We start from the raw sequence: 20,829 nt of genomic DNA on the forward strand, positions 1-20,829 counted from the left end.
CGGCAAGGACAGGTACCGGCTATGCCAGCCTGCATCGTCCGCCGCGGAGATCCCGGCTGTCCCCCGCGCGATCGACCCAGTGGCGGTAGGTCTCCTCGATCCCTCGGCGCAGGTCGATGCTTGGCTGCCAGCCCAGCGCTCGTATCCGGCGGACATCCAGCAGCTTACGCGGGGTGCCGTCGGGCCGGGTGAGGTCGAAGGCCATGCGGCCGCGATAGCCGACAACCTCCGCCACGAGCGCCGCCAGGCCGGCGATCGAGATCTCGTCGTCGGCGCCGATATTGATCGGCATCGACCCATCGTAGCGGCGCATCACCAGCACGCAGGCGTCCGCCAGGTCGTCGACATGCAGGAATTCCCGCCGTGGCCGGCCGGAGCCCCAGATCGTGACGGTTGGCCGCTCCTCTGTCTTGGCCTCGTGGAACTTGCGGATCAGGGCCGGCAGGACATGGGAGGTTTCGGGATCAAAATTGTCGTTCGGACCGTAGAGATTGCAGGGCAGTGCGGAGACGAAGCGGCAGCCGTGCTGGCGGGCGTAGCTCTCCGCCAGCTTCAACCCGGCGATCTTGGCCACCGCATAGGCCTCGTTGGTGGCCTCCAGGGCTCCGGTCAGCAGTTGCTCCTCCCGGATCGGCTGCGCAGTGTCTCGCGGATAGATGCAGCTGGATCCGAGATGAAGCAGCTTTTCGACGCCGACGCGGTAGGCGGCATGGATGATGTTCGCGGCGATCATCAGGTTGTCGTAGAGGAAGTCGGCCGGACTGGACGCGTTGGCGACGATGCCGCCGACTCGCGCCGCGGCGATGAAGACGATGTCGGGCCGCGTCTGCTCCATCCAGGCGGTGGTGGCGGCCTGATCCCGCAGGTCGAGCGCGGAGTGCTCGGCCAGGATCAGGTGGCATTGCTCACGACCGAGCCTGCGGCACAGCGCCGATCCGACCATGCCGCGGTGCCCGGCGACCCAGACGCGCCTGCCGGCGAGCTCGATCGGCTCGCGGACGGATTCAGTTGAAGCGGTCATTGCGTCCGGTTTCCCACATGACGGTCTGCAAATCCGACTGCACCATCTCCGCCACCAGCGCCTCGAACGGCACGGTATGCCGCCAGCCCAGCCTGTCGCGGGCCTTCGCCGGGTCGCCGATCAGGAGGTCGACCTCGGTCGGCCGGAAGTAGCGGGGGTCGATCTCGATCAGGGATGAGCCGGTCCGTGCGTCGAGGCCCTTCTCCTCGACCCCCTGCCCCACCCATTCGATGTCCCTGCCCACCGTCCTGAAGGCGAGTTCGACGAATTCTCGCACCGTATGGGTCTCGCCCGTCGCCAGGACATAGTCGTCCGGCTCATCCTGCTGCAGGATGCGCCACATGCCGTCGACGTAGTCGCGAGCATGGCCCCAGTCCCGCTTGGCGTCGAGATTACCCAGGAACAGGCTGCGCTGCAGCCCGTGCTCGATCGCGGCAACCGCCCGCGTGATCTTCCTTGTGACGAAGGTCTCGCCCCGGATCGGACTCTCGTGATTGAACAGGATGCCGTTGGAGGCATGCATCCCGTAGGCCTCACGGTAGTTTACCGTGATCCAGTAGCCGTAGAGCTTGGCCACGGCATACGGGCTGCGGGGGTAGAATGGCGTCGCTTCATCCTGCGGGATGCGTTGCACCCGCCCGAACAGCTCGGATGTGGACGCCTGGTAGAAGCGGCAGCGGTCGCCGAACCTCAGAACGCGCAGAGCCTCCAGCAGGCGCATCACCCCCAGCGCGTCCGCGTTGGCGGTATATTCCGGCGTCTCGAAACTGACCTGAACATGGCTCTGGGCGCCGAGGTTGTAGATCTCGTCTGGCGCCACCTCCTGGATGATGCGGCAGAGATTCGTCCCGTCGGTCAGGTCGCCATAGTGCAGATGAAAGCGAGGGGTCGCGCCGTGCGGATCCTCATACAGATGATCGATCCTCTGGGTGTTGAATGACGACGATCGCCGCTTCACGCCGTGGACCCGATAGCCTTTTGACAACAGAAATTCGGCAAGATAAGCGCCATCTTGCCCCGTGACACCAATGATGAGCGCGGTCTTTTCGGACATACACCAACTCCGCACTATAAAGAGGACGAGATATCTTTTCGTATTATTGTCACAACGTCGATTTTATGAAGACAGGCTCGATCCGGCATCCTGTCCAATGGGGTGCGTGCCGCCGGCCGGGGGGTAGGCGGGTGCAAAATCGGGCGAGGTGGGCCATCCCAATGGCTGGCCCTATATCCGTTCGGCGATCCCACCCGGATCGAGCGGCCGGCCGCGGCGGGCCAGCTCGGCGGCCCGGAGACCGCCGGCCTGCAGGCGGACGATCGGCTCCGGGCCGAGGGCGTTGAGCAGGATCGCCATATGCCCGTGCCGCGGCGGCCGGGGCGGCCAGACGGCGATGCCGCGGCGCCGAAGCTCGTCGCGATCGATGTCGCCCCAGAACTGCGCCAGCAAGGCCCGCGGGGCCACGCACGCCAGATGGCGGATGTCCTCGCCCGCGAGCCGCAGGCCTTCGTCATCCGGCCGCAGCGACACCAGGACGGCGTCCCACGAGGCGTCCGGCACCATTCCCGCCGTCTCGAAGCTCTCGGCCCGGGCGCCGGCCGCAGCAAGCCCCTGCGCCAGGAACGGTGCAAAGGGGTTGTCGCACAGCACGGCGATGCGCTGCCCGACAACCGGCAGCCCGGCGTCGCGCAGCAGCTTCACGCACAGCGGCCCCAGGAAGGGGAAGACGCCGACGGCGGGGTGGCGCTCATTGACGGCGACGACCGGAATACCGCGGCGGCGACACGCCTCGCGGTCGATGTCCCCGGCCCGGACCTCCCAGCCCTCGAACATCAGCCCGATCACCGCCCGCTTCGGCAGCTGGTCGATCAGCCGGCCATCGATCGGCCGCAGATGACCGCTGTTGGTCAGAATGTCGACCGTCGCCAGCATCTCCGCCGGCAGGGTCTCGATCACCGCGACGCGGTCCTGGACGCCGAGCGCTCGGGCCAGGGCCAAGGTTCCGGCCGCGATCTCCGCAGCCGTGCCGTAGCGGCTGGAGCGGGTGAAGGCCCAGACCCGCGCCGCGCCGGCCAGCGCCGCGATCACCGCCGTCGTCGCGTAGGCGCCGGTCGCGGCTTCGGTCAGCACGGTCAGCCCGGTCAGGTCCAGCCCGGTCGCCGCGATCCTCTCCCGCATCAGGCGGCACAGCAGCGTCACATCGTCGACCGGTGATGCGCCGCCCATGTCAGGCGGCATGGACCGGCTCCCGCTGCCCCGGAGCCCCCGCGGCCAGGGCCTTGCGCAGGGCATCCACCACCCGGATCTGCACCGCCGCCGTCATCTGCGGGAACAGCGGCAGCAGGATGCAGCGATCCCGCGCCTGCTCGGAATGCGGCAGCGGAAAGCGCTGCGGCTGGTCGGCATAGGCCGGTTCGAGATGGGCACACATGACACCGCGGCGCGTCGCGATGCCATCGTCCAGAAGGCTCTGCATGACGCCACGCTGGTCCGCTTCGGCCGGCAGGCGGACGCAATAACTTTGCCAGTTCGAGCGGGCCCAGCTCGGCTCGAACGGCACGATCACCCCTTTGAGGCCGTGCAACAGCTGCCGGTAGTGATGCGCCAGCTCGCGGCGACGCGCCACGATCGCCGGCAGCCGCTTCAGCTGCTGACGCCCGATGGCGGCCTGAAGATCGGTCATCCGGTAGTTGTAGGCCGGGGTGCCGTAATCCTCGAAGACCACGGTGCCGCTGCGGTGCCGGATCGTGTCGGGCACCGACATGCCGTGCTGGCGCAGAAGCCGGAACCGGGCGTCCCATTCGGCATTGTTGGTCGTGAGCATGCCGCCGTCGCCGACACTGACCAGCTTGCGCGGATGGAAGGAGAAGCAGGCGATGTCGCCACGCGGCCGCCCGATCTTCTCCCACCGGCCGTCGAACAGGATCTCGGATCCCGCGGCACAGGCTGCATCCTCGATCACGGCCAGTCTGTGAGCGCGCGCGATCCGCAAGATCGCCGTGAGATCGCAGGGCATTCCTATCTGATGGACGCAGAGGATGGCCCTGGTCCGCGGCGTGATCGCCCGCGCGACGGCCTCGGCCGAGATGTTGAAGGTCTCGGCGTCGACGTCGACGAAGACCGGCGCCGCGCCGCATTGCCTGATCACGTTGGCCGTCGCGATGAAGCTGTGGCTGACCGTGACGACCTCGTCGCCGGGCTCCACTCCGAGGGTGAGCAGGGCGAGATGCAGCGCCACGGTGCAGTTCGCCACGGCACAGGCATGGCGGGCGCCCACGAACGCGGCGAACTCAGCCTCGAACGCGGCAACCTGCGGGCCCTGCGTCAACCAGCCGGAGCGGATCACCGCCGCAGCTGCGGCAACCTCTTCCTCGCCGAGCAGGGGCTGCGTGATCGGGATCATGCGACGCTCGCCTCGGGAATGGCGGCCTGTTTCGCGGGACCGTCCGACGGGGCCGCGGCGACCGGCCGGCCGGCCGAGGCCTGCCGCCACCAAGCCACGAGCTCGCGCAGGCCGGTCTCGACCGGCACGCTGGTGCGGAACCCCAGCAACTCCTCGGCGGCCCGTGCATCCGCCAGGCGCTTCGCGACCGGATTCACCGTCCGCTCCGCCACATGCACCGGGGCCAGCCATGGCCGTTCCATGGCAGCGCACATCGCCCGGGCGAGGTCCAGCAGCGATGTCTCCGCGCCGCTTCCGATATTGAGCGCCACATCCGTGGCGTCGGTGGTGGCCGCCAGAATGTTGGCGCGCGCCACGTCCTCGACATGCACCAGATCCATGGTCTGCAGCCCATCGCCATAGATGATCGGCGGGCTGCCGGCCTCGATCCGCTCCATCCAGCGGATCATGACCTCGGTGTAGCGGCCGTGGATGTCCATGCGCGGCCCGTAGACGTTGAAGTAGCGCAGGGCCACATAGTCCAGCCCGTACATGTCGTTGAAGGACCGCAGCAGGCCTTCGCCGAACGTCTTGGCCGCGCCGTACAGCGTGCGGTTGGCATAGGGGTTGTGCGCCTCCGGGGTCGGGAACTGGTCCGCCATGCCGTAGATCGAGGCGGAGGACGCCATCACCACCTTGCGCACCTTGGCGGCGACGCACTGCTCAAGCAGATCGAAGGTGGCGTCGACCATCACCTCGATCGCCTGCCGGGGCTCGGCGGCGCAATGGGTGATGCGCAGCGCGGCCTGGTGGAACACGGTGTCGATCCCGTCGACCAGCCCGGTCATCACCGACCTGTCCCGGATATCGAGGTCGATGAGGCGCACGCGGCCGCTCTCCATGGCCTGCGCCAGGTTCTCGGGCCGGCCCCGAACCATGTTGTCGACCACCAGGATCTCGGAGCATCCGGCCTCGACCAAACGATCGACGATCCGCGATCCCACGAACCCGGCCCCGCCGGTGACCAGCACGCGCTTGCCGGTCAGAATACCGCTTTGGCTGGACATGATGACCTCAATCAGGAAGGTGGGAATTGATGTCGGTCAGACGACCGAGGCCTTTTGTGGTTGGCAGATTTCTGTCACCGCCCGGGCGATCCGGTGGGCCACGTCGTCCGCCAGCTCCGGATAGATCGGCAGGGACAGCGTCCGGGCGGCCATGGCCTCGCTGACCGGGAACTGCCCGGGCCCGTAACCCAGCCCGGCATAGGCCGGCTGCAGATGGACCGGCCGTGGGTAGTGGATGCCGGTGGCGATGCCGATCTGCGCCAGGCGGGACCGGGCGCCGTCCCGGTCGTCCACCTGGATGGCGTAGACGTGATAGGCATGGTCCTCGCCCGTCGACCGGGCCGGGAGCCGGAGGCCGGCAATGCCGGACAAGGCCTCTTCGTACACGGCCGCGACCCGCCGGCGGCCGTCCGTCCACTCGTCCAGATGGCGCAGCTTGACGCCGAGGGCGGCCCCCTGGATGGCATCCATGCGGTAGTTGAAGCCGTGCCGGACGTGATTGTACTTGCCGTTCTGGCCCCAGTCCCGCAGGCAGCGGATCGCCTCCGCCAGATCGGCGCGGTTGGTGACGATGGCCCCGCCCTCGCCCACGGCGCCGAGATTCTTGCCCGGGTAGAAGCTGAAGCAGCCGATATCGCCGAATGTCCCCGCGGCGATGCCGCCGCGCCAGGCGCCATGCGCCTGCGCCGCATCCTCGATCACCCAGGCGCCATGCCGATGGGCGATTGCCAGGATCGCGTCCATGTCGGCCAGGCGGCCGTGCAGATGAACCGGCACGATCGCCTTCGTCTTCGGCGTCAGCGCCGCCTCGAGCGCCGTCGGATCCATCGTCCAGGTCGCGGGATCGATGTCGACGAAGACCGGCGTCGCCCCGGCGTAGAGGATGGCGGCAACGGTGGCGACGAAGGTCATCGGGACCGTGATGACCTCGTCACCCGGACCGACACCCGCCGCCAGCAGGGCGAGGTGCAGGGCCGAGGTTCCGGTGTTCAAGGCCACCGCCTCACGGACCCCGCAATAGGCGGCAAAGCCGTCCTCGAAATCCGCGACGGGCGCGCCCAGGACATAGTCGGCGCCACGCAGCACCTCCAGGACCGACCGCTCGAGCTCCGGGCCGACCTGGCGGTACTGCGCCCGCAGATCCAGGAAAGGTATCATGACGCCCTCCGCAGCTTGACGAGGTCGACGGGCTGGCCCCGCTGCTTCATCGACTGCGAGGCCGCTTCCAGCATCTCGACGATACGGAGGCCGCTGCTTCCGTCCGTCGTGGGCCGCGACTTGGTCTGGATGCAGTGGACGAAATGCTCGACCTCGGTCAGCAGGGCTTCCTTGACCGAGATCTGGGGCGACCACATGTCCCCCATCCGGTAGGAGACGAGCAGCTTGTGGATGTCCTTCACGTCGCTGGCCAGATCGATGCCGCGATCGTAGATCTTCACTTTCTCGCTGGTCTGCAGGTCGTCATAGACGATCATCCGGCGGCTGCCGCCGATCAGCGTCTGCCGGATCTTGACGGGTGCGAGCCAATTGACGTTCAGGTGGGCGATGGCGCCGCCGCTGAAGAAGATCGTCAACTGCGCCATGTTCTCGGGATTGCCGGGCACATGGCCGGTGCCGCTGGCGGATACGGCGACGGGATGCGTCGGCAGGACGAAATCGAGGATCGCAAGGTCGTGGACCGCCAGGTCCCACAACACGTTCACGTCCCGCTGGAACAGCCCCAGGTTGATCCGTGTCGAGTCGTAGTAATAGATGTCCCCGATCGCGCCCGAGGAGATCATCTCCTCGATCTTCTGCACCGCGCCGGTATAGATGAAGGTGTGATCCACCATGAGCGTCAGCCCGCGCTGCGCCGCCTCCTCGATCAGGATCGACGCCTGGGCGGAGGATTCCGCGATCGGCTTCTCGACGAGGACGTGCTTGCCGGCCTGAAGTGCGGCGAGGGCGATATCGAAATGGCTCGCAACGGGCGTTGCCACCACCACGGCGTCGACCCGCGGATCGGCCACCAGCTCGCGCCAGTCGGAGAGCAGACGCGCCGTCGGGTGGCGCTTATGCGCCCGCCCCAGGGCATCATCGGATTTGTCGGCGACGGCGGCGACGGCGCAGCCCTCGGTTTCGGCCACGGTTCGCGCCAGATTGGGCCCCCAGTAGCCGTACCCCACCAACCCCACACCGATCACGACACGGTCCCCCTTTGAGAGTTGAGTATGTTTCCGGGCTCTGCCCCCCGCCTCTTCCGCGCCTCGCGCACGTCGCCGATGACGCGCGCCGGAACGCCCGCGACGATGGCGAAGTCGGGAACATCGCGGGTCACGACGGCACCGGCGCCCACCAGGGCCTCCACACCGACCGTGACTCCGCCGATGATCGTGGCGTTCGAGCCGATCGACGCCCGCCGCCGGATCAGGGTCGGCGCCAGCTCCCAGTCCCCGTCGACCTGAAGGCTGCCGTCCGGATTGGTCGCCTGCGGCAGAAGGCCGTTGGTGAACATCACGCCGTGCGCGATCATCACCTCGTCCTCGATCACGACCCCTTCACAGATGAACGAATGGGACGAGATCTTGCAGGACTCGCCGATGCGGGCGTTTTTCTGGATCTCTACGAAGGGGCCGATCCTGGTGTGAGCGCCGATGGTGCAGCCATAAAGATTGACCAGGCCGTCGTGAAAAATGACAACGCCTTCTCCGAGATCGACATTTGTGATCGGCATTCATCGTTTCTCACTTAATTGTATGGGCATGAATATTGATTTAGGCGCCTCAATCGAGGCCGCACGGAACCATACCGCGCTCAGCCAGAATAAGAATTTGACCAAGGGAATGCTGGCGGCTCAATCGGGCCGGCCATTTTGATAACCCCGGCGGGGCCAGGGTGAGGATGGACCTACCTCTCCCGGGTGAACGACGCCCCCCCCGGGGGGCGACGGTTCCGCCCCGTGAGCGACAGCTACCGCCTTTGCGCTTCTTGCTGCGCCGCGGAACGGCGCACCACTGTAGCGGCATCGAAAGTGCGGACGAACAACCGGCGATGCGCGTTCGTCCCGCGGGCGGCCCTGCCGGAGCCGTCGGCGAAAGGAACCAGGACCGCGCGATTCATGAAAATCATTCTCGTGAACCGTTACCTGCATCCCGACCAGTCGGCGACCAGCCGGATGACCTCGAGCCTGGCGGCGGGCTTGGCGGAGCGGGGCTTCACCGTGGTCGGCCTGGCCAGTCGCGACATTCACAACGACCGCAGCGGGCGCCTGCCCCCCGAAGGACGGATGGGCGCGGTCCGGCTGCAGCGCCTTTGGACCTCCGGCTTCGGCCGGGCGACGCTCTGGGGCCGGGCCCTCGACTATCTCACCTTTCACATCTCCGCGGCGCTGTGGGTGCGGCGGCATGTCGAGCCCGGCGACATCTGCATCATCGGCACCGATCCGCCGCTGCTGTCGGTGACGCTGGCCCTGCCGCTCCGGCTCAACGACGCCCAGATGGTGAACTGGCTGCACGACCTGTTCCCGGAGGTCGCCCTCCGCCTCGGCGTGCCGGGCGCCGGCCCCCTCGGCACCGTGGCGCTGGCCCTGCGCGACTGGTCGCTCCGGCAGGCCGCCGTCAACGTGCCGCCGATCGGCACGATGGCGCGGCTCCTGGAAGATCGAGGTGTCGCTGCGGACAGGCTGAAGGTCGTCCATCACTGGGCCGACGGAGCGGACATCCGCCCGGTGCCGCCGGCCGCCAATCCCCTGCGGCGGCAATGGGGGCTCGAAGGCAAATTCGTCGTCGGCTATTCCGGCAACTTCGGCCGGGCGCACGAATTCGAAACGGTGCTTGCCGCCGCGGAACGCCTGAGATCGCGCGACGACATCAGGTTTCTCTTTGTCGGCGACGGCCACCGGCGGCCGGAGGTGGAGAAGCGTGTCCGGCAGAGCCGGCTGCACAATGTCCAGTTCCAGCCGCTGCAGCCGAGCGAGCGTCTCGCCGAGAGCCTCTGCGCCGCGGACGTGCACCTCGTCTCGCTGCTGCCGTCGCTCGAACCCTGCATCATCCCCAGCAAGTTCTACGGCATCCTGGCCGCCGGCCGCCCGACGATCTTCGTCGGCGACCTGGCCGGCGAGGTCGGCTCCGCCCTCACCCGGGGCCGGTGCGGCCGGTCCGTCGTCATCGGCGACGGCGAGGGGCTGGCGACCTGCATCCGCGAGCTGGCGGAGTCGCCGGAGACCTGCGCCCGGATGGGCGCCGATGCGCGCCGGCTGTTCGAGACCGACTACACCCAGGCGCGAGGGTGCGATCAATGGGCAGGCCTGATGATGCGCCTCCTGCGCCGGCCCGACGGCGCGATCTCCCAGGCGCTCGAGCCGCCACTGGCGAAGAAGAAGGCATCGTGACCAGAACCATCGTCGTCAGCCAGCTCGGCGCGCGGATGCACTATGCCGTGCCGCGCATCCTGCACCGGGCCGGGATGCTCAAGCACTTCTACACCGATATCTGCGCCACGAAGGGCTGGCCCCGCCTGATCGGCCGCCTGCCGCGGAGCTTCCTGAACAACGGCCTGCGGCGCCTCGCCGGCAGGGTCCCGGCCGACATCCCGGCCGATCGGATGACCTGCTTCAACGCGATCGGGCTGCTCTACACCGTGCATCGGATGCGCGCGCGCAGCCCCTCCGAAGAGACGGCCGCGATGCTCGCCACGGCGCGGGCGTTTTCCAGGCGCGTCGTGAGGCGGGGTTTCGGAGACGCGGACGGTTTCTACGGAATCGCCGGCGAATGCCTGGAGCAGATGCAGGCGGCCCGCGCGGCGGGGTTGTGGACGGCGGTCGAGCAGATCATCGCGCCGCGCGGAATCGTCGAGCGGCTGATCCAGGAGGAGGCCGCGCGGTTCCCCGACTGGGAGAGGCCCGGACCACCGGACCGCCATGCCGAGGCATTCGGGGCGCGCGAGAAGGCCGAATGGGAAGCGGCCGACCTGATCGTCTGCCCGTCCGAGTTCGTCCGGCAGACCGTGATCGAGAGCGGCGGGCCGGCCGGTCGGTGCGTCCTGGTGCCTTACGGGGTCGACGCGCGCTTCCAGCTTCCGGAGCGGCGCCGCATCGGCGGCCCTCTGCGCGTGCTCACCATCGGCGCCGTCGGCCTGCGCAAGGGGTCCCCCTATGTCGCCGAGGCCGCGCGGCAATTGGCGGGGCACGCCGTCTTCCGCATGGTCGGTTCATGCAATCTTCCCGAGCAGGCCCGCTCCCGGCTGGGCGATCTGGTCGAGATCACGGGGCCGGTTCCGCGGGCGGAGATCCTCGACCATTACGCCTGGGCCGACGTCTTCCTCCTGCCGTCGATCTGCGAGGGGTCGGCGACGGTGATCTATGAGGCGATGGCCGCCGGGCTGCCCGTGATCACCACCGCGAACAGCGGCAGCGTCGTGCGCGACGGCCTCGACGGCTTCGTCGTTCCCATCCGCGATGCGGCCGCCATCGTCGAGGCGCTGGCCTTCCTGCATGGGCATCGCGGCCGTCTCGCCGATATGTCCCGCCAGGCCCAGGCCAGGGCCCGCGACTTCGATCTCGCCGGCTATGGCCGCCGGCTCCGCCAGGCGCTGGCCCAGCCCGGCGAGCACAGGCCGGCCCTGGCCGTTCGTTGAGAGGATCGACCATGCAGGCCCGTCCGGCCATCTCACCAGGCTGTTCCGCCGCCACTTCCGACCAGGAGGCGCCGCCGACGCCTCTGATCAAGGTCGGAATGCTGCTGGCCTCCACTGCCGCGGCCGATGGCGGCGTGTCGGAAGTCGTGCGCGAGCTCGCCCGCACCATGCATGATCCGTGGTCGGTTCAGGTCGACGTGCTGACGTTGCAGCGCCGCGGCGATGCCGAGCCGTCGGAAGGCTGGGACGGCATCTCCATCCGCCGGGCGCGAAGCTTGGGCCCGAGGAGCTTCGGCTACTCCCGGCAGCTCGACATCCTCCTCGACGAATCCGACATCGATCTGCTGCATGTCCACGGCCTCTGGATGTATCCGTCGATCGCGGCGAAACGCTGGCATCGACGGACCCGGCGACCCTACGTCCTCAGCCCGGAGGGCATGCTCGACCCCTGGGCGCTCGCCAGCAAGTCGTGGAAGAAGAGCATGGCGATGCGGCTCTACGAGGATGCGCATCTGCGCGGCGCGTCCTGCCTGCACGCCCTCAACGAGTCGGAGATGCAGTCGATCCGCGCCCTCGGCTACACGGCTCCGATCTGCCTTGTTCCGAACGGCGTCAGCCCACCGCCGGCGGACCTGCCGCCGCCCCCCTGGCACGGCCGCCTTCCCGGGGACGCCAGGGTGCTGCTCTATCTCGGCCGGGTGACGCCGAAGAAAGGGCCCGCCCAGCTGATCCGCGCCTGGTCAGCGCTGCAGGCGGGATGGCCCGCAGCGGAACCGTGGCACCTGGTCTTCGTCGGCCCCGGCCCCGATACCTATCTCCAGGAGCTCCAGTCCACGATCGAGCACGTCGGCGTGCAGGAGAGCGTCCATATCGTCGGCCCGGCCTATGGCATCCACAAAGCCGCGTGCTTCGGCGCATCGCATGGCTTCGTTCTTCCGTCATTCAGCGAGGGGATGCCGATCGCCGCGCTGGAGGCCTGGTCCCACGGCCTGCCCACGCTGCTCACGCCGCAATGCAACCTGCCGGAGGGCTTCACCCATGACGCCGCCATCGCCATCCAGCCGGACGTGGCGTCCATCACGGACGGCCTGCGCCGTCTGACGGCCATGACCGACCGGCAGCGCGCCGCCATGGGCGCCAGGGGACGGGCGCTCGTCACCGACCGCTTCTCCTGGCCCGCCGTCGCCCGGCAGTTCGAACAGGTCTATCGCTGGCTGCTCGGCCAGCAGCCGCCGCCCGACACGATCAGGCTGGCCTGATCATCCCTTCCCGGAAAGCCGTCCTATCGATCGAGGGAGATGATCCGCTTGCGCCGCTCCATCATCTTCGCCTTCGTCGCCCGGTACTCGATCAACGTCATCAACCTGCTGATGGCCGCCATCCTGGCTCGGCTGCTGCATCCCGACGAGATCGGCGTCCTCGCGATCGCTGCGGCGATCTTCATGATCACCGAAGCCCTGCGCGATTTCGGCACCAGCGTCTATCTCATCCAGGCCCGGGACATCACGCCGACAGGGGCCGGCACCGCCTTCACCGTGATGCTGATCCTGTCGCTCGCCCTTGCCGGCGCGGCCTATGCCCTGGCGGGCCCGATCGCCGCCTTCTATAACGAGCCGAGGCTCGAGCCCGTCCTGCACATCGCGGCCCTGGGCTTCCTGATCGGGCCGTTTCTCAGCCCGAGCCTGGCGCTGCTGCGGCGCGACATGGCCTTCGACGCCATCGCGGTCATCATGATCTCCGGCGCCGTGGTGAACCTGGTCGGCGCCGTCGCCCTGGTGCTGCTCGGCGCCGGATATGCCGGCCCTGCCTGGGGATCGGTCATCGGCGGGCTGGCGAGCACCGCCCTCGCGCTGCTGTACCGCCCCCAGCTCTGGATCTTCCGCCTGACGCTGAGGGACTGGCGGGCCGTCGTCTCCTTCGGCGGCTATTCAAGCGCGACCGCGATCCTGAACCTGTTCTACATGATGTTGCCGCAGCTGGCGCTGGGCCGCATTCTCGGCTTCGAGGCGGTCGGCCTGTACAGCCGGGCATCCATGCTGTGCCAGATGACGGAGCGCACGATCGCCAGCGCGATCGAACCCGTGGTCCTGCCGGCCTTCGCCGCCCAGGTGCGCAGCGGCGACAACCTGAAGGGCGCCTATCTCCGCGGCATCAGCTATATGAGCGCGGTGCAGTGGCCGTTCCTGCTTTGCCTGGCCCTGCTGGCGGACCCCGCCGTGCAGCTGCTGTTCGGGCCGCAATGGTCGGCCGCGGCGCCGCTGGTGAGCACCATGGCCCTCGCCTCCTGGGCCCTGTTCCCCGCCTTCATGACCTATCCCGCGCTGGTCTCCGTGAACCGCGTCAGGGACACCCTGATCCTCAGTCTGATCGTCCTCCCGCCCTGCATCGCCGTCATCGTCGGCAGCGCCTTCGCCGGGCTGCACTGGGTGGCGGCGAGCCTGTTCCTGACGGCGCCGCTGCAGATCTTCGCGTCGTTCACCTTCATCCGCCGGTCGATTCCCTTCAGCTGGCGCGAGCTGGCGGCGGCGTGCCGTCGCAGCGCCCTCGTGGCGCTGGGCACGGCGGTCATCCCGCTTGCGGCGGTGGCCGTGGAAGGGTTCCGCTTCGAACGGCCGCTCGCCGCGATGCTCATCGTGGTTCCAGGCATGGCGGCGGCCTGGCTGATCGGATTGCTGGCGACCGACCACCCGCTGCTGTCCGAGATCGGCGGCAGGGCCCGTGTCCTGTCCTGGCTCGGCACCCGCCCGAGGACCTGGCTGGGACGAGCCAGGCATGCCAGGCCATGGTGATGGCCCGCCCCTTCCGGCGCGATGTGCTCAGGGGCCTGTCGGGCCTCGCGGCCGCCGGCGCCGCCGCCTCGGCCGCCCCCGTTCCGGCGGCCGAGGTTCCGCCGGACGCGGTGACGCAGATCTACACGCCGCGGGATTTCGGCGCGCGCGGCGACGGGAAGGCGGACGACACCTCCGCCTTCCGCGCCATGCACCGGACGCTGCGGCAGCGGCAGGCGGAGGATGATCGCTTTCGCGCCGCGGATCCGCAGCGCCCGCCCGTCGAATTCGTCATCCGCCTCGATCCGGGACGCTATCGCTACACCTGGAACCGCTGGACCTGGGGGCTCCGCCGGGTCACCGTCCTGGGCTACGGCGCAACCATCCAGTGCCTGCATTCCGGCCCGTACGACATCGACCAGGCGCCGCTCATGAGCAACCGGGACCATTACTGGGCCTGGGCGGCGGACGGCCCGGCCTATGGCGACACCTCGGCCGGGCCGGCGGAGCAATACGGCCTGCGGCTGCATACGGCCAGGCCGGGGGACGAGGCCGTGACCCTCCTCGCGCCGGCGGCCCCGCTTCCCTTCACGCCCGGGAACTGGGTGCTGATCCAGTCCTACGCGCAGCAGCAATACGGCTATCCGCCGAACATGCGGTACTTCGAGCGGGCCCGGGTCACCGCCGTCGACGGCCTCGTGATCCGGCTGGACCGCCCCCTGCGCCACCTCCATCGCGACGACTGGCCCGAGGACCCGTCGCAGGCGCCGGCCATCGGCGCCGCCCGGATCGTGGCGATCGACCGGCCGGACTGCCCGCTCGCCCTGTCGCAGCGGTTCTTCGGGCTGACCGTCGCCTCCAATCCCCGTCATGCGGTGCGCGACGCCGGCATCAAGACCACCCGCGAAACCCTGAACATCAACGGCACCTTGCAGGCTGTCGTCGAAGACTGCGACCTGATCGCCTTCGGCGTCTCGCAGGCCGGCGACGTGCAGGTCCGCAACTGCTCCTTCGCCTATGCCGAACCGGACAAGCTGATCGACCGGTTGAGTTTCGAAGGCTGCACCATCGGATCGCTCCAGCAATGCACCGGGGTCAACCATCTGACCCTCCGCAACTGCACGATCGAAGGCGACGCCCAGATCCTCGCCCGTGAGGCCGTGGTCGACGGCTGCACCTTTCCCGGGCCGGTCTCTCCAGGCGAAGACCGGCGCGGAATCAACCTGGAAGGCCCGAACCCGACCCGCCGCATGACCGTCACCGACTGCCGCTTCTTCGGCCGCGGCGACCCGACAGGGCATGCCTTGCGCGGGCCGGTCTGGACCGAGGTCGCGATCGACGGGCGCGACGTCCGGCTCCGCGACGGGAACCGGCTTCATGTCGCCTATGGCAGCCCGGCCTATTCCACCCTGGTCGATCTTCTCGAAGAGGGCTGGCCGATCCGGGCCGAAGGGCCGGACGGCCCGCAATTCGGCCGCTGTTCGGAGATCGCGGATGCCGGCGATGGGGCCGTCATCGGCGTCTCCGTGCCCGGTCGGCTTCGGCCCGGAGCCCGGCTGTCGATCCCGCGCCTCCTGTCCCTGTCCGTCACCGGCTGCCGCTTGACCGGATTGCCCGGCCCCCATCCGGATCCGCCCGATCTCACCTGGGAGGACGAGATCGACCGTTCGCGCCGCCTGCGGATGGTGCTGCGATCGACCGTCTCCTCCCGCCCGGCCTGGCTGCCCGGCCATCTCGCGGCGATCCGCTGCATGGTGCTGAGACCCTACACCGGGCCGTCGCCGGGATGCTTCCTCACCTTACGGGAAGAGGGTCCGGAGCCGTTCGAGCTGAACATCGACCTGGCGCAGGCGGGAACGCGCGAGCTGACCGGCGCCGGCCTGCGCCTGAACCCGAATGACGGCTTCACGATCGGCGGCCGGCCGGCACTGCAGCTGCCGGATCTCCGCTATGTCCGCGCGGCCTGGGCGCTGATCGTCACCGAGCCGGGCGCGGTCCCGGCCCCGGCACCCGGATCCGAGGCGGAGCAGGCCGTCCTGCGCCTCGAGGTCGAGGTCGAGCCGCCCTTTGCGTGAGGCCGCCGGGCCCGGTCAAAGCCGCTCCACATACTCCGGCTCGCACCGACCCCGGGCGAGAAGGGAAAAGGCGACGAGATTTCCCCTGAGCCGGCCCGGGCGGTCGACCGCATGGTCGCGGGCCAGCGCCCCCCAGAGATTCGCCGCGACGGCACGCCCCCAGTGCCGCCGGAGAAGGCCGGCGAACGACATCTGCCCTTTGCGCTTGAGATAGTACGAGTTCATGATCTGCGCGAAGCCGAACTGCCGGCCGCTGATCCGGCCGCCCGGAACGGCGAGATGCACGGCCTGGGCGTCGCAGCGGGCACAGCGCCCGAGGGCCAGGCAGCGCCGCGTGAAGTCCGCGTCCTCGAGCCACGCATAGAGCCGCAGCCGCTCGTCGAAACGCACTTGGTCTGCGATCTCCCGGCGCACGGTCATGTTGCAGCCGATGGCGTTCAGCGTATAGGCGAACCGGCCGGCCGGCTCGGGCTGGGCCGCGAGAAGCCGCAACGCGTCCGGCCGCCCGATCCCGCCGTCGCGGACCAGCTCGCCATCCGCCAGCGCGATCTCCGGATGCTTGGCGAAAAAGGCCCGGATCCGCTCGAGATAGGCCGGGGCGAGCTCGATGTCGTCATCGAGGAACGTCACCAGCCGGACGCCGGGGGACAGCTCCGCCAGCGCGCAGTTGCGCTGCGCCGGCAGCCCCCGCGGCGCAATGACGATGCGGATGCCCGGCTCGCGCCACAACTCCTGGGGCACGTCCTCACGCCTCGGGACCGAGAGGATGATCTCGGTCGGCCGCACGACCTGGCGCCGGAGAGAGGCGATCGTGTCGCCGAGAACGTCCGGCCGGTTCGCCGAGCAGATGACGACCGCGTGATCGGTAGCCGTCTCGGGATGCATGATCGAACCTCCTTGTGAGACGCCGGCGCGCCGGAAGATGGCTAAGACGATCCGGCCGGCACCGCTCTTCGGGCGATGATCGGCGGTTCATCGTTCGGGACCCGGCGTATCCGGGCGAAGAGCAGGCAGGGCAGGAACAGGAGAGCGAAGTGCACCAGCGTGCTCGGCACCCACTGCGTGTGATGGGTGACGGTCAGCATGCCGGGCGCGATGCAGAGGATGTAGATGATCTGCGCCAGCGCCCATCCGGAACACGCGGCGCGATAGACCCGCGACAGGAAATAAGCGACCAGGAAAAACTTGAAGGCGCCCAGATAGTAGAATGATCCGAAGGCGTCAGCCATGCCGGTCTCGGTACTGCCGAGATCCGGAACATAGTTGCGGTCGTCGAAGGTCGGAATCACCAGGGATTGCTTGAAAGTCTGGCCGACCAGCTGCGCCGGCACGAAGTTCCATACCAGAACATTCCAATGGTAGATCCCGTAATCCCAATCCTGCGCCTTGCTCTGCGCATCCATGAGATAGATGGCGTTCCGCATCTCCGGTCCGCCATTCTGCAGCACGGTCCGGAAATTGCCGAGGACGTCGATGCTGGAGACGCCCTCGATGGTGGGCCCGTTCTGCTGGCGCGTGTTGTTGCGGTAGTCGCCGATGCTGTTGAGGCCGAGGATGGCCAGCAGCACCGCGCCGACGGCGAGGGTCCGCGGCAGCACCCAGCCGCGCTGGAACCAGGCGACGAGCAGGATCGCCATGCCGAACTCGATGAACTCGCCCCGTTTCCCGCCCATCAGGATGCGATCGATGACGAAGAGGGAATCGAACAGCGCGATCGCCAGGGCGATGCGGGACGGCCGGCGCCCGAAGCAGAGGACCGACAGCATGAACCCGTAGGTCAGCATCCGCGCGAAGAACAGATACATGACCGCCGTCCCCGTCGGCATGGTCGACATCCGGGCTTCCGCCGGCAGCCGGCTCAGCGCGAAGTAGAAATAGGCGCCGAGGAGAGACATGCCGGCGGCGACGTACAGCAGCCGCTTCTCGTCGAACATCCATCGGAATCCGGTGGCGGGCCTGTCGCCGGCGGCCCAGCCGACCCCGCACATGACGGCGCACAGGATGGTGAAGACCGCCGTCTGTTCGAAGGCGCCGACCGGCAGGAAGCGGTCATGCGCGAGCCCGACCATCTGCGGCACGATGAAGCCCAGGAAGGTCGCCCCGGCCAGGAACGGGAAGCCGTAGATCCCGCCGCGCCGCCTCAGGCCCTGGATCATCAGAGCGATGCAGACGACGAACAGCCCGAAGGTGAGGAATTCGTTCATCAGACGGCGATCCCGTATCGCAGCGAGTACCAGCCGAGCTTGACGTACTCCTTCATCACCCACAGCCCGTCGGACCGGCCCATCATCTGCCAGACGGATCCCCCCGGCTCCACCGGGGCCGACATCCACTCCAGCTGCGGCGCGGTGCGTTCGAAACAGGCGAGCGCCCGACGGCTGTGGAACCAACTGGTGACCAGGATCGCGCGCCGTGCCCCCATGGCCGACAGGATCGGGGCGGAGAACAAGGCGTTCTCCCAGGTGTTCCGGGACGCGCACTCGATCTGGATCACCTCCATCGGCACGCCGGTCTCGGCGATCAGGCGGCGGATGTCGGCGCAGTCGCCGCCGCCGGAGACCAGGACGCGCGGCGCCGCCCCGGCCCGATAGAGCGCGGCCGCCTGCGCCGCCCGCGGCGGGCCGTCGCCGCCGAGGACGACGATGACGTCGGCCGGCTGCCGCTCGGTCCGGACGAAGAGCAGCGTCTCGGCCGACTTCAGGCCCGCGGCGACGACGGCACCGTAGGCGAGGACGGCGATGACCGCCGCGGCCGCGAGCCGGCGCCCCCAGGCAGCGCGAGGCGTCGTCACACCCGCAGCCCCTGCTCGCGGCGGCGGATCTCCATCATCTTGACGACGATCATGTACTCGTAGGCCGTGAGCAGCCGGCAATACAGATAGCCCGCCCCCCCGTCGAGGAATCCGCCCCGGACGAGATACATGTAGAGGAATCTCAGGGCCGGCCGAAACGGCAGGCGGAACGACAGCTCCTTGAGCGCCCGCCGCCGCAGCTCGGCGCGACCACTGAAGATGTCGGCGAGCTTCAGCCTGCCTCGCCGCAGGCTCTTCAGCGATTCCTGCGCCTCGAACCACGAATACCGGTTGTGCTTCTCGTACCAGGCGTTGAGGCCCTTGTTGAAGCTGTAGTGGTAGAAATGGTTCTGCAGGCGTCCTTCCAGACCGTCGGCGACGCATTGCAGGTTGATCTGGCGCTCGAAGGAGATCTTGTCCGGGCGCACGAGGCGGACCACCCAGGTCGGATACAGGCTGCTGTGGCGGATCCAGCGGCCCATGAAGATGTTCTTGAACCGGACCCGGAACATCACTTCGGGGCGGCCCGGGTCGGCGGCGATCGCGAGCATCTCGTCCCGCAGGTCCGGCGGCGTGATCTCGTCCGCATCGGGCATATAGACCCAGAGATGCCTGAACTCGATCTGCCTCAGCCCGTAGGTGCGCTGGGCGTGCTCGTTGTCCTGCACGCGATGATACACCCGCGCGCCTGCGGCCTTGGCGATCTCCACCGTCCGGTCGGTGCTGCCGGAATCGAGCACGACGATGTCGTCGCTCCACGACACCGCATCCAGGCAGTCCGGCAGGTTGAGTTCCTCGTTCAGGGTCAGGATGAGGACGGAGATGCTCATGCGCGATTTCCCTGCTGCGCGACCGCCCGGGACCGGCTGCGGATCATCCTGGCGGGATTGCCGACGACGACCGTCCAGGGCGGCACGTTCTTGAAGACGGAGGCGCGGGCCCCGACGACGGCGCCTTCGCCGATGACGACGCCCGGCCCCACGAAGGCGTCGGCGGCCACCCAGGCGTGGTCGCCGATCGTGATCGGCGCGGTGGTCAGGGCCATGTCCGCGGAATCGATGTCGTGGCCCGCGGCACAGAGAAAGCTGTACTGGCTGACGGTCGCGTGCCGGCCGATCGAGATGCGGTCGACCGCGTAGCAGTCGACGCCGGGGCTGAGGCAGCCGTAGTCTCCGATCTCGAGGTTCCAGGGCGCCCAGATGCGGGCGGACGGGTGCACGACGGCGGCACGGCCGATCCGGGCCCCGAAAAGCCGCAGCAGGAAGCGCCGCCAGCCATGGAGGGGCTTGGGACTCGGCCGGTAGAGCAGCAGCCAGACGCCCCCCCACACCGCCCGCGCGACCTTGTTGGCGGCCGAATGCGGGCTCGGCCTGGACGGGTCGGATCGCCCTTCCGCCTCGTCCGGGAGATCGGGGCGGGTCCCCGCCGCGGCCCGGCTGCCGGACGGCGCCGCGGCGGATCGGGTCATCGCCCGCATCGTACCGTCCTCCTCGAGGCCCGGCCGCCACTCTGGGGGAAGATCGTCATGCGTAGCGCTCACGAAGCGTCCGAAGGCCGTTCTTGACCGGTGTCGGCAGATAGGTCCTGAAGCCGTCCCTCAGCCCCGCCGGGAAGCTCCATCGCGCGAGATCGAGCGGTGCGGCCACCGTCGGGCGAGCCCCGGCCAGGCGGTCGAGAAGGTCCCGATACCGCCGCGCCATCAGATCCACGCCGAACAGGTCGCGCGCGGATCGGCTCGCCCGCTCCGACATCCGCGCCAGCGCCGCCGGATCCTGCGCCAGCTCCGTCACGGCACGCGCCGCGGCCTTGACGTCGCCCACCGGAAAGAGCCGCCCGTTCCGCCCGTCCCGGATCGCCATGTCGGTGACGCCGCGGATCAGCGACGCCACGGGCACGCAGCCGGCGGTCATCGCCTCCACCATCGTCACCGGAAACCCTTCGAAGCGGGACGGCATGATCAGCACGTCATGCTCCGCGAGCAGCGCGCCGACGGCATCCGGCGCGACGGCGCCGCGGAAGCGGATGCGGCCGCCGAGGCCGTCGCAGCCCCGCTTGAGGCGGGCCAGGTCGGGGCCGTCGGCCGCGCCGGGGGGGGGCGGCCGCGCCGGCCCCGC

At 68.8% G+C, this 20,829-nt stretch carries 19 protein-coding genes; 5 read left to right on the forward strand and 14 right to left on the reverse strand.

Annotated features, from left to right (window positions below; all coding sequences use genetic code 11):
• Positions 1–19: 19 nt before the first annotated feature.
• The 8 genes from ACFW16_RS21665 to ACFW16_RS21700 form a co-directional block, all read right to left on the reverse strand.
• Entirely contained in the window at positions 20–1,021 is a 1,002-nt protein-coding gene (locus ACFW16_RS21665) for a GDP-L-fucose synthase family protein (RefSeq protein WP_380308839.1), read from the reverse strand.
• On the reverse strand, positions 1,005–2,075 hold the full coding sequence (gene gmd / locus ACFW16_RS21670; RefSeq protein WP_380308841.1) for a GDP-mannose 4,6-dehydratase: 1,071 nt from the start codon (positions 2,073–2,075) through the stop codon (positions 1,005–1,007). Before gmd ends, ACFW16_RS21665 begins: the two co-directional genes overlap by 17 nt.
• 171 nt (positions 2,076–2,246) lie before the next feature.
• Complete coding sequence (locus tag ACFW16_RS21675) at positions 2,247–3,257, reverse strand: hypothetical protein (RefSeq protein WP_380308843.1); 1,011 nt, start codon at positions 3,255–3,257, stop codon at positions 2,247–2,249.
• Complete coding sequence (locus ACFW16_RS21680; protein WP_380308845.1) at positions 3,247–4,512, reverse strand: DegT/DnrJ/EryC1/StrS family aminotransferase; 1,266 nt, start codon at positions 4,510–4,512, stop codon at positions 3,247–3,249. Before ACFW16_RS21680 ends, ACFW16_RS21675 begins: the two co-directional genes overlap by 11 nt.
• The gene (locus ACFW16_RS21685; RefSeq protein ID WP_380308847.1) at positions 4,419–5,468 is read right to left on the reverse strand and encodes an SDR family NAD(P)-dependent oxidoreductase; all 1,050 of its coding nucleotides are present in this window, start codon (positions 5,466–5,468) and stop codon (positions 4,419–4,421) included. Before ACFW16_RS21685 ends, ACFW16_RS21680 begins: the two co-directional genes overlap by 94 nt.
• 36 nt (positions 5,469–5,504) lie before the next feature.
• Positions 5,505–6,626, reverse strand: coding sequence for a DegT/DnrJ/EryC1/StrS family aminotransferase (locus ACFW16_RS21690; protein ID WP_380308849.1), 1,122 nt, complete (start codon positions 6,624–6,626; stop codon positions 5,505–5,507).
• Complete coding sequence (locus ACFW16_RS21695; RefSeq protein WP_380308851.1) at positions 6,623–7,651, reverse strand: Gfo/Idh/MocA family protein; 1,029 nt, start codon at positions 7,649–7,651, stop codon at positions 6,623–6,625. Before ACFW16_RS21695 ends, ACFW16_RS21690 begins: the two co-directional genes overlap by 4 nt.
• Positions 7,648–8,181 (reverse strand): acyltransferase, encoded by a 534-nt coding sequence (locus ACFW16_RS21700; RefSeq protein ID WP_380308853.1) that lies wholly within the window; start codon positions 8,179–8,181, stop codon positions 7,648–7,650. The genes ACFW16_RS21695 and ACFW16_RS21700 overlap by 4 nt, the downstream gene beginning before the upstream one ends.
• Positions 8,182–8,565: 384 nt before the next feature.
• Between ACFW16_RS21700 and ACFW16_RS21705 the strand changes: the two genes are divergently transcribed.
• From ACFW16_RS21705 to ACFW16_RS21725, 5 genes are read left to right on the forward strand one after another with little or no spacing between them, the layout of a single operon-like run.
• Positions 8,566–9,837, forward strand: a complete 1,272-nt coding sequence (locus ACFW16_RS21705; RefSeq protein ID WP_380308855.1) for a glycosyltransferase family 4 protein — start codon at positions 8,566–8,568, stop codon at positions 9,835–9,837.
• Positions 9,834–11,081: a glycosyltransferase family 4 protein gene (locus ACFW16_RS21710; protein ID WP_380308857.1), complete on the forward strand. Its 1,248-nt coding sequence runs from the start codon at positions 9,834–9,836 to the stop codon at positions 11,079–11,081. Before ACFW16_RS21705 ends, ACFW16_RS21710 begins: the two co-directional genes overlap by 4 nt.
• Positions 11,082–11,092: 11 nt before the next feature.
• Entirely contained in the window at positions 11,093–12,340 is a 1,248-nt protein-coding gene (locus ACFW16_RS21715) for a glycosyltransferase (protein ID WP_380308859.1), read from the forward strand.
• 48 nt (positions 12,341–12,388) lie between these two features.
• Positions 12,389–13,870: a lipopolysaccharide biosynthesis protein gene (locus tag ACFW16_RS21720; RefSeq protein WP_380308862.1), complete on the forward strand. Its 1,482-nt coding sequence runs from the start codon at positions 12,389–12,391 to the stop codon at positions 13,868–13,870.
• Positions 13,870–15,924 (forward strand): hypothetical protein, encoded by a 2,055-nt coding sequence (locus ACFW16_RS21725; RefSeq protein ID WP_380308864.1) that lies wholly within the window; start codon positions 13,870–13,872, stop codon positions 15,922–15,924. Before ACFW16_RS21720 ends, ACFW16_RS21725 begins: the two co-directional genes overlap by 1 nt.
• A gap of 15 nt (positions 15,925–15,939) precedes the next feature.
• Here ACFW16_RS21725 and ACFW16_RS21730 read toward each other — a convergent pair whose 3' ends face one another.
• The 6 genes from ACFW16_RS21730 to ACFW16_RS21755 all read right to left on the reverse strand — a co-directional run.
• Positions 15,940–16,809: a glycosyltransferase family 2 protein gene (locus ACFW16_RS21730; protein ID WP_380308866.1), complete on the reverse strand. Its 870-nt coding sequence runs from the start codon at positions 16,807–16,809 to the stop codon at positions 15,940–15,942.
• A 41-nt stretch (positions 16,810–16,850) separates the two neighbouring features.
• A complete protein-coding gene (locus ACFW16_RS21735; RefSeq protein WP_380308868.1) occupies positions 16,851–18,128 on the reverse strand; it encodes a hypothetical protein in 1,278 nt (425 codons plus the stop codon).
• The gene (locus ACFW16_RS21740) at positions 18,128–18,715 is read right to left on the reverse strand and encodes a YdcF family protein (protein WP_380308870.1); all 588 of its coding nucleotides are present in this window, start codon (positions 18,713–18,715) and stop codon (positions 18,128–18,130) included. The genes ACFW16_RS21735 and ACFW16_RS21740 overlap by 1 nt, the downstream gene beginning before the upstream one ends.
• Entirely contained in the window at positions 18,712–19,545 is an 834-nt protein-coding gene (locus ACFW16_RS21745; RefSeq protein WP_380308872.1) for a glycosyltransferase family 2 protein, read from the reverse strand. Before ACFW16_RS21745 ends, ACFW16_RS21740 begins: the two co-directional genes overlap by 4 nt.
• Entirely contained in the window at positions 19,542–20,183 is a 642-nt protein-coding gene (locus ACFW16_RS21750) for a hypothetical protein (RefSeq protein ID WP_380308874.1), read from the reverse strand. Before ACFW16_RS21750 ends, ACFW16_RS21745 begins: the two co-directional genes overlap by 4 nt.
• Before the next feature lie 55 nt (positions 20,184–20,238).
• Positions 20,239–20,829, reverse strand: a 591-nt coding sequence (locus tag ACFW16_RS21755; RefSeq protein WP_380308876.1) for a glycosyltransferase family 4 protein, incomplete at its 5' end; no start/stop codon positions are given.

This window comes from Inquilinus sp. NPDC058860 (assembly GCF_042743185.1).
Lineage (GTDB): Bacteria > Pseudomonadota > Alphaproteobacteria > DSM-16000 > Inquilinaceae > Inquilinus.

Coding starts and splice junctions, on each gene's coding strand:
- ACFW16_RS21735 (WP_380308868.1), bottom strand. CDS start 18,128: ATGAACGAATTCCTCACCTTCGGGCTGTTCGTCGTCTGCATCGCTCTG.
- ACFW16_RS21745 (WP_380308872.1), bottom strand. CDS start 19,545: ATGAGCATCTCCGTCCTCATCCTGACCCTGAACGAGGAACTCAACCTG.
- ACFW16_RS21675 (WP_380308843.1), bottom strand. CDS start 3,257: ATGCCGCCTGACATGGGCGGCGCATCACCGGTCGACGATGTGACGCTG.
- ACFW16_RS21705 (WP_380308855.1), top strand. CDS start 8,566: ATGAAAATCATTCTCGTGAACCGTTACCTGCATCCCGACCAGTCGGCG.
- ACFW16_RS21700 (WP_380308853.1), bottom strand. CDS start 8,181: ATGCCGATCACAAATGTCGATCTCGGAGAAGGCGTTGTCATTTTTCAC.
- ACFW16_RS21690 (WP_380308849.1), bottom strand. CDS start 6,626: ATGATACCTTTCCTGGATCTGCGGGCGCAGTACCGCCAGGTCGGCCCG.
- ACFW16_RS21715 (WP_380308859.1), top strand. CDS start 11,093: ATGCAGGCCCGTCCGGCCATCTCACCAGGCTGTTCCGCCGCCACTTCC.
- ACFW16_RS21750 (WP_380308874.1), bottom strand. CDS start 20,183: ATGACCCGATCCGCCGCGGCGCCGTCCGGCAGCCGGGCCGCGGCGGGG.
- ACFW16_RS21725 (WP_380308864.1), top strand. CDS start 13,870: ATGGCCCGCCCCTTCCGGCGCGATGTGCTCAGGGGCCTGTCGGGCCTC.
- ACFW16_RS21685 (WP_380308847.1), bottom strand. CDS start 5,468: ATGTCCAGCCAAAGCGGTATTCTGACCGGCAAGCGCGTGCTGGTCACC.
- ACFW16_RS21665 (WP_380308839.1), bottom strand. CDS start 1,021: ATGACCGCTTCAACTGAATCCGTCCGCGAGCCGATCGAGCTCGCCGGC.
- ACFW16_RS21730 (WP_380308866.1), bottom strand. CDS start 16,809: ATGCATCCCGAGACGGCTACCGATCACGCGGTCGTCATCTGCTCGGCG.
- gmd (WP_380308841.1), bottom strand. CDS start 2,075: ATGTCCGAAAAGACCGCGCTCATCATTGGTGTCACGGGGCAAGATGGC.